Source organism: Lactobacillus sp. ESL0228 (genome assembly GCF_003692825.1).
Classification (GTDB): Bacteria; Bacillota; Bacilli; order Lactobacillales; family Lactobacillaceae; genus Lactobacillus.
Genome location: NZ_REHJ01000010.1, coordinates 132,755 through 141,134 on the forward strand (window position 1 = coordinate 132,755; position 8,380 = coordinate 141,134).

Below are 8,380 nucleotides of genomic sequence, written 5' to 3' on the forward strand. Positions count from 1 at the left end.
TTTATGCGACATCAAGTTACAGTGCACGAATTAGAACAATTTACACACAATTTTAATAACGACGAACATAATCAAGTTATTGCTCGCGCTGTTCAAAAAAGTGGTGTTTTGGCAGCAGCATATAACAATCAAGTATCAAGGAATTTGACTCGGGTCTTTTCCACCGAGCTAGATACCGACAACGTAACTAACCAGCGTCAATCAGGACGTTGCTGGGAGTTTGCCACATTAAACATTTTACGGCACGCGTTTGGTAAAAAGCATCATTGTAAAAATTTTACGTTTTCACAAAGTTATAATTTTTTCTGGGATAAAATCGAACGAGCTAATATTTTTTATAATAATATCCTCGCTACTGCTGATCAGCCGCTGGATTCACGTATTGTTAGAGCATATCTAGATGGTGCCGGTCAGGATGGCGGACACTTTCACATGGCAACTGCACTAATAGAAAAATATGGCGTTGTGCCTTCTTATGCTATGCCAGAAAGTTTCAATGCCAATAATACTGTTGGTTTAGGAAAAGCATTGGGTGATAAACTTAAAAAGGATGCTCTTGTCTTACGTAAATTAAAACAAACCGGTACGGTTGAGGAAATTAATCAAGTCCGTGAACAATTTTTAAACGAAGTCTATCATATGACTGCAGTTGCAATTGGTGAACCACCAAAGAAATTTGATTTAGAATACCGTGATGATGACCAAAATTATCATTTAGATAAGGACCTAACTCCATTAGAATTTTTACATAAATATTTAGCAGAAGTTAACTTCGATGATTATGTCGTATTAACTAATGCTCCCAACCATGAGTACAATAAACTTTATAGTATACCTGATGAACGCAATATTGAGGAAACATGTCAAATTCGTTTATTGAATGTACCCATTGAATACCTTGAAACAGCCACAGTCAAACAATTAAAAGATGGCGAAGCAGTCTGGTTTGGCAATGACGTTGGTGAACAAAGCGACCGTAAACAAGGAATTTTAGATAGCGAATTATATCAACTGAGCGATTTATTTGGAGTTAACCTTAAAATGTCAAAAGCAGATCGGCTACGTACCGGTGCTGGTGCATTTACTCATGCAATGGCTTTTGTAGGTGTAGATGAAGAGCAAGGACAGATTCGTCAATGGAAAGTTGAAAATTCATGGGGTGAAAAAAATGGTGATAAAGGTTTTTTTGTCATGAATAATGAATGGTTTAAAGAATATGTTTATGAGGTAGCTGTTCATAAAAAATATTTAACTCCTGAGCAATTAGCTTTGACAGAAGGTCCTGCAACCGATCTTCCCGCTTGGGATGCACTCGCCTAATTTTCTACAGACACCAGATAAGATTTAAATTAAATACTCCATAATTAGATTATCTAGTTATGGAGTATTTGTATGATTAAATTATAGATAGTCATTTAATTAAAAAAAATTTAAAGTTTTCTAGATACTTAAAGATATATTCCCATTTTTTATTTAAGTATGCCAATTAAAAAGATCTAGTTAAAACTAGATCTTGCTGAAATTGGAAAGATATCAAACTTTTAGTTATTTAAAATAAAAAGATGCTAAACTAAGTTTTCCGTGATCGTTTTTCGAACAGTTTTGCAAGGTTATCTTAATGATATGGGTTGAATCTTTCCGATAAGCTAAATCAAAGTAGTTTAGTATGGTATTACCTTGCTCTTCAGGAATAACTTTCAAAGTCTTTACTCTCGACTTAACAATGTTACAATGGTTTATGGCGTTCAACTCAAGAGCAACAATACCATGACACCACCCTCCACCAGCACTTCTTATCTTACAAAAGTTATTCTTCTTATCCAACATTTCAAATATTGGCAATTAAACCCCCAAAATTAACTTTAATTCTGAGGGAAAACTTCAAAAGCCATGTTTTGTTTTTACCAAATTAATCGCTAAATTCGCAGTAGTAAAATGAACAAGCAAAAAGTATCACTGCTGTAAAAGTTAACAAACCATTTATCTATATTAAAAAGTGGTATCAACATTGCACTGGCATTTTGAACGACGCAGTTAGTAGAATGCCTATAGTTATTTGTTTATGATAGAAAATTTTGATTATAAAAATACGAAACAAAAAATATATAATTCAAAAATAGTCATAAACAGCTATTAAAAGCTATTACTAAATGCGCTTAAGTTTATAATATACCTACCAGCGAAAACGTAAAGATTATATAAAAAAAAAAAAAAAAAGGAATATATAATTACCGGAATAATATTTTATTGAAAAATTAAAAAGGTCAATATATCTCAAGTCTATATTCCAGTATTATTAAGGCATATCAAATATTTAATCAACGTATTTAAGTTACTAAATAAATAGATATAAATTGGATAATATACGTATTTATTATTTGATAACGCATATTATTAATAATCAACTAGTAATTGATTATGATTAAAAGCAAACAAAAAAGGCAGTTATCCTGCCTTTTTTGATATTAATTCTATCTAAAACATTTAAAAACAAAGAGAAATCATTTTAACACTTTTCATTACTTGCCTGCATTAATAATTTATCAAAATTTTTAAAAAACAATTTTGGGTTAGCCTTAAGTGCTAAAGTAATCTCTCTACCATTAGGAATTTTTTATTCGACCCACAATTACACTATCTGTCATAGACCAACTATTTGCATTGAAATTTTCGATTTCAAAACACGTGCAACCGCAAATGGATCCCAAATAGCATTCCACTCTTGTGTTCCATCGGCATTAACCTGAACCACATTGCTGTGACCGTCCAGTGAACCTCGCTTCTAATAGAGCCGAGTAATTTTATTTTCAATATCTGGTTAAATTTCAATAGCACACGCTAGATTACTTAATCTTAGTGATCATATCTAAATGAGCCGGTTCAATCGCTTCTTGTGTATCCATCCTATCAGTATCATTCAACATTGGTAAATAGTTAAAGGAATATGATGCTGTCCGCCATACTTCTGGAAACTGGTTGACAGCGCGAGAAGTTGACTTAGCTACTTTCAGCTCATCGCCACGTAAATTAAAACGAGCGGTCATCTTTCGGCAAACTTCTACCGCCGGATCAACGTAACCATCAGCATCAATCGCGCTAACGCCAAGCAACTTAATATTTGGCGCTTGTAATAGTAATAAATATGATACTAGATCATCAATATTACCATCATGACTAAAATAAATTTGCTTCATTTTTCTTTCTATTTCGATTTAATATAATTTTGTCCATCAGCTGCTGGTGCAACTGATTTTCCAAAGAAAAGCACTAAAATAATTATAGTGATTACATACGGTGCAATCTGCATATAGACCGATGGAATATGATTGAACAAAGGTAATTGATTGCCAATAATACTAATACTTTGGGCAAAACCAAAAAATAAGGAAGCTAACATTGCTCCAAGTGGATTCCATTTACCAAAAATCATCGCAGCCAATGCCATAAAGCCCTGCCCAACAATGGTGGAAATCGAAAAATTACCAGAAATAGCTTCGGCAAAGACAGCACCGCCGATTCCCCCTAAAAGTCCAGAAATTAAAACGCCAATATAGCGCATCCCATAAACATTAACGCCAACCGTATCGGCAGCTTGAGGATTTTCGCCACATGATCGCAACCGCAATCCAAAACGGGTTTTATATAATATCCACCATAAAATAATAGTTACAATAATTGCCACCCATGCTGGTGCAAAAGTATTTTGAAACAGAATCTGTCCAATAACCGGAATATCAGCTAAACCGGGAAAATTAAAATAACCAAAACTTTGTGAAATATTTTCAGTTTGTCCTTTATCATAAATTGCTTTAACTAGGAACACAGCTAGCGGTGGCGCCATTAAATTAAGAACCGTTCCGCTGATCACATGATCAGCATGAAAGTTAATTGTAGCAACCGCATGCAGAAGTGAAAAAATCAAACCAACAATACCACCAACAATTAAACCAATCCATGGTGTTATTTTCCCCAAGGATGATGCAAATGTTAAGTTAAACATAATGGAAGAAAAAGCGCCCATTGTCATAATTCCTTCTAAACCAATATTAGTTATCCCGGAATTCTCACTATAAACACCACCAAGAGAAGTAAAAATTAAAGGTGTTGAATAAACAATCGTTGATGAAACCAACAGAGATAAAATTGCTACCAAATCCATTATTTACGACCTCCTTCAATATTAGCGGGTGAATTTTCATCAACAACCGTTTGGGGCTTAGTTTTAAATAACAAACCAATTACATATTGTATTGCAACAAAAAAGATAATTGCTGCAATTACAATTGAAACAATTTCATAAGGTATGCCAGCAATAGTCTGCATACCCAATCCACCTATTTTTAATATTGAAAAGAGGATAGCGGCTAGCAAAATTCCGATAGCTGTTCCTCCACCAAGCAATGCGACAGACAGGCCATCCCAACCAATATCAAGGCTTGTAGTTTGGTTAAAGTAATTTTGATACGTACCCAATCCCTGGACAACACCACCTAACCCGGCAAAGCCACCTGACAATAGCATTGAAAGTACAATATTCTTTTTAGTAGACATCCCCGCATACCGGCTAGCATAAGGATTCGCACCTACAGAACGAATTTCAAAACCAATTGTTGTTTTTTTCATTAGATACCAATATGCTACAACTGCAACTAAAGCCAAAAAAATTCCAGCGTTAATTCTTGATTCACCAAACATAGAAGTAAGCCAACTGATTTTTAGACTACCATTTTGAGAAATTGTTTTAGTAGTATCTGTATCAATGCGCAACCCCCCAGGCATAACTTGCTGCATTAAGTATTGGCAAGAATACAATACAATATAATTGAGCATAATTGTGGTAATAACCTCATTCGTACCAAATTGTGCCCGTAACCAACCAGCAATTCCTGCAACAAAAGCACCAGCAACCGCACCGGCAATCGTAGCCAAAGGTAAAAGTAGGAATTTAGGCATATTAGGGTTAGCTAATACAATCCAAATTGAAGTCAACCATCCTGCCTGCGCTTGACCTGGTAACCCAATATTGAAAAAACCTGCACTAGATGCAACTGCAAAACCAATAGCTGTGAATATCAGAGGCGTTGCTTCACGAATAGTTTCTCCAATACCATTCATATTGCCCAACGCACTTGAAAACATTGAACTATACGCTTCAAATGGATTATAACTCCAGATAAGCATAATTACTGCACCAACTAAAAATCCAGCTAAAATTGAAATTGTGAGCACTAAAAACTTTTTGATTCTAGGGGTTACTTTAAGCAACAGAGCTTCCTTCTTTCTTAACACCAGTCATTAATAGACCCAGCTCTTCATCACTGGTTGTTTTTGGCATTACTTCACCAGAAATATTACCATCATGCAAAACAATAATCCGATCCGATAATTGCATAATTTCATCTAATTCATACGAGATCAGCAAAATAGCTTTACCTTTAGCTCGCTCTTGTAAGAGCTGTCGGTGAATATATTCAATTGCACCAACATCAAGACCACGTGTTGGTTGAAACGCAATAATCAAGTCACTATTTCGACTCAATTCCCGCGCAATAATTACTTTTTGTTGATTACCACCGGATAAGTCACTTACAGGCACACTGCTGCTAGTGGTACGAATATCAAATTGCTTAATCAACTGATTAGCATGCGAATTAATTACATCATGGTGCAAGACGTGATGATTAGAAAAAGGTGCTTGATAATATGATTGCAAAGCTAAATTATCCGAGATTGAAAAAGGCATAATTAAGCCGTACTTTTGACGATCTGCTGGAATACATGAAACACCCGCTTCAGTGATTTCACGTACTTTTCGATTTGTCATTTCCTGTCCATTAATCAATATATGACCAGCATTAACGTGCTGTAAGCCAGTTAATGCTCGAACCAATTCGTCTTGACCATTACCATCAATTCCTGCAACACCAAGAATTTCTCCAGCATGCAAATTAAAAGATAAATCTTTTAATGCCATAATGCCTTGATTATTTTTAACTTGCAAATTATTAACCTGCAAGATAGTTTTACCTACTGTAGCAAGTGGTTTATCAAGACGCATATTAACATGACGCCCTACCATTAATTCTGCTAATCGATTATCAGTAACACCAGCAACATCAAATGTACCAACACTCTTGCCAGAACGAATTACAGTTACCCTATCAGCTACTTGTTTGATTTCTTCCAACTTATGAGTAATTAAAATGATTGCCTTACCTTCTTTAGATAACTCTTTCAAGATTTGGATAAACTCAGTAATTTCTTGTGGTGTTAATACAGCGGTGGGTTCATCAAAGATCATAATATCTGCGCCTCGATATAGTACTTTGAGAATTTCAACTCGTTGTTGTTGTGCTACCGTTATTTCACTAATTTTTTTATTGGGGTCAACATTTAAATTATAGCGTTGTGATAGCTCTTGAATTTGTTGAAAGGCTTTTCTAAAATCAAGTTTTGGTCCTTTAGTTGTTTCATGGCCTAAAATAATATTCTCTAAAACGGTAAAAGAATCCATTAGCATAAAATGCTGATGAACCATTCCTATCCCCATGTCCTTAGCTACTGTCGGATTCTTGATTTTAACTTGCTGTCCACGAACCAACACTTTTCCAGAAGTAGGGGTTAATAGTCCTGACAAAATACTCATAAGGGTTGATTTACCTGCACCATTTTCACCAAGAAGAGCCAAAATTTCACCTTTTTTAAGTGTAAGATTGATATCATCATTGGCTCTTAAGCCGTCAAATTCCTTAACAATATGACGCATTTCGATTACATTAGCCGTGTTTTCCATTATTTGTTTTCCTTTTATAAAAAACTCTTTGTCACACACAAAGAGTTTTTTAAACACTCAATTATTTTTATTAGCTATCAGTTGGTTCTTCTTACTAAATCAAAAATAGGATTTTTTTAAACTACATAACACGCCAGTCACGTAATTTTGTAGACATGCCCAACATACGGTCCTATAAAAATTATTTACTTGGATGAATTGGCACTTTAATTTCGTTGTCTATAATTTGTTGACGTGCTTCACGCGAATATTTCCATGCCGTATCACTTATCTGACCACGCTTAATTGACACTCCGTTAGTCTTCAAACCATAAACCAACTGTTGACCTCCGGGAAACTTACCTTCGTAAGCACGGTTAGCAATATCATATGTAGCTACATCTACACCAGTAATAACAGAAGTTAAAACACAATTTTCTTTTTTACCATCTTTATTCTTGTAATTACCCAAATGTGATTGATCAACATCTACACCAATAGCCCAAACTTTTTTACCATCAGGACGGTTTTGATTGAGGGCCTTAGCTTCTTGGAAAAGACCATTACCTGCCAAACCGGAAGCGTGAAAAATAATGTCAGCCTTTTTAGCATACATTGATTGTGCAATAGCTTTTTCCTTGTCAGCACTAGTAAAATCACCAACATATTGATTCAACAAAGTAATCTTCTTATGTAATTTCTTAGCCTGATCTTTAACTCCCCGAGTAAATCCGGCATCAAAAAGATCAATAATATCACTATGCGTACCACCAATAAAACCAACGGTATTTGTCTTAGTTTCTGTGGCAGCAACAACACCTGCTAAATATGAAGCTTGCTCGCTCTTAAAATTAGCCGAAGCAACATTCTTTTGTCCCTTAATCACATCGTCAATAATAACAAAGTTTCTTTTTGAATCCTTTTTAGCAGCGGCACTAACAGCATCTTTTAAGCTATAACCTACACCAAATATTGTTTGGTATCCTGCTTTACTAGCTTGATCAAAGTTAGGTTCAAAATCAGCAGCACTACTTGATTGGAAATATTGATACCCGTTACGACCTCGATTTAAGTTGTGTTCTGAACCATATTTCTTAAATCCACGCCATGCAGACTGATTGAATGAATTATCATTAACACCTGCAGTATCGGTAATCAGAGCTATCGAGTGTTTCGCACTATTACCTGAATTTCCGCTTCCCCCCTGCTTTTTACCAGAACATGCAGTAAATGCTATCGCAGCCGCAGCTATCATTGTAGTGACAGTAAAAACTTTTTTAATCTTAGACTCCATAAATAATCCTCCTAATATTTCTTCCAATTAATAAAATATCAACATTTAGTGGTTATGTCAAAATTACGCCACAAGATAAAGTGTTGATGTGACAATGTTTTTATTTTTGCTCTAATTGCAAGTTCACCTAGGTAGAGCAAAATTTTGTATACACCAAAATTTAAAAAATAATTTTTTTCGAAAATTGCAATTTTAAGTTGAACACCCTACTTGATTTGATAGATGCAATCTAATCTTTTCTCATATAATTCATCGGGAGTGTGGTAGGCTAAGATTTTGCGCGGCAGGTTATTGCACCATTCCTCAATGCCGTA

General features: G+C 34.9%; 6 protein-coding genes and 1 pseudogene. 1 reads left to right on the forward strand and 6 read right to left on the reverse strand.

All coding sequences use genetic code 11. The annotated features are described in order from the left end of the window. The first annotated feature begins 3 nt into the window (after window positions 1-3). Window positions 4-1,320, forward strand: coding sequence for a C1 family peptidase (locus tag F5ESL0228_RS07090; protein WP_122023315.1), 1,317 nt, complete (start codon window positions 4-6; stop codon window positions 1,318-1,320). Window positions 1,321-1,545: 225 nt separating this feature from the next. On the opposite strand, the gene F5ESL0228_RS07095 is transcribed toward F5ESL0228_RS07090, so the two are convergent. The 6 genes and pseudogenes from F5ESL0228_RS07095 to F5ESL0228_RS07120 form a co-directional block, all read right to left on the reverse strand. Then, entirely contained in the window at window positions 1,546-1,842 is a 297-nt protein-coding gene (locus F5ESL0228_RS07095) for a hypothetical protein (protein WP_122023316.1), read from the reverse strand. Window positions 1,843-2,644: 802 nt separating this feature from the next. Then, a pseudogene (locus F5ESL0228_RS07100) lies at window positions 2,645-3,194 on the reverse strand (nucleoside hydrolase); the annotation flags it as partial. Window positions 3,195-3,202: 8 nt separating this feature from the next. After that, window positions 3,203-4,159, reverse strand: coding sequence for an ABC transporter permease (locus tag F5ESL0228_RS07105; protein ID WP_122023317.1), 957 nt, complete (start codon window positions 4,157-4,159; stop codon window positions 3,203-3,205). Beyond that, window positions 4,159-5,265: an ABC transporter permease gene (locus tag F5ESL0228_RS07110; protein ID WP_122023318.1), complete on the reverse strand. Its 1,107-nt coding sequence runs from the start codon at window positions 5,263-5,265 to the stop codon at window positions 4,159-4,161. The genes F5ESL0228_RS07105 and F5ESL0228_RS07110 overlap by 1 nt, the downstream gene beginning before the upstream one ends. Then, window positions 5,258-6,793, reverse strand: a complete 1,536-nt coding sequence (locus F5ESL0228_RS07115; RefSeq protein ID WP_122023319.1) for an ABC transporter ATP-binding protein — start codon at window positions 6,791-6,793, stop codon at window positions 5,258-5,260. Before F5ESL0228_RS07115 ends, F5ESL0228_RS07110 begins: the two co-directional genes overlap by 8 nt. Window positions 6,794-6,974: 181 nt before the next feature. Next, entirely contained in the window at window positions 6,975-8,066 is a 1,092-nt protein-coding gene (locus F5ESL0228_RS07120; RefSeq protein ID WP_122018995.1) for a BMP family protein, read from the reverse strand. Between the last annotated feature and the right edge of the window lie 314 nt (window positions 8,067-8,380).

Excerpts from the sequence above, each read along its gene's own strand:
- F5ESL0228_RS07090 (WP_122023315.1), top strand. The coding sequence starts at position 4 with ATGCGACATCAAGTTACAGTGCACGAATTAGAACAATTTACACACAAT.
- F5ESL0228_RS07105 (WP_122023317.1), bottom strand. The coding sequence starts at position 4,159 with ATGGATTTGGTAGCAATTTTATCTCTGTTGGTTTCATCAACGATTGTT.
- F5ESL0228_RS07115 (WP_122023319.1), bottom strand. The coding sequence starts at position 6,793 with ATGGAAAACACGGCTAATGTAATCGAAATGCGTCATATTGTTAAGGAA.
- F5ESL0228_RS07120 (WP_122018995.1), bottom strand. The coding sequence starts at position 8,066 with ATGGAGTCTAAGATTAAAAAAGTTTTTACTGTCACTACAATGATAGCT.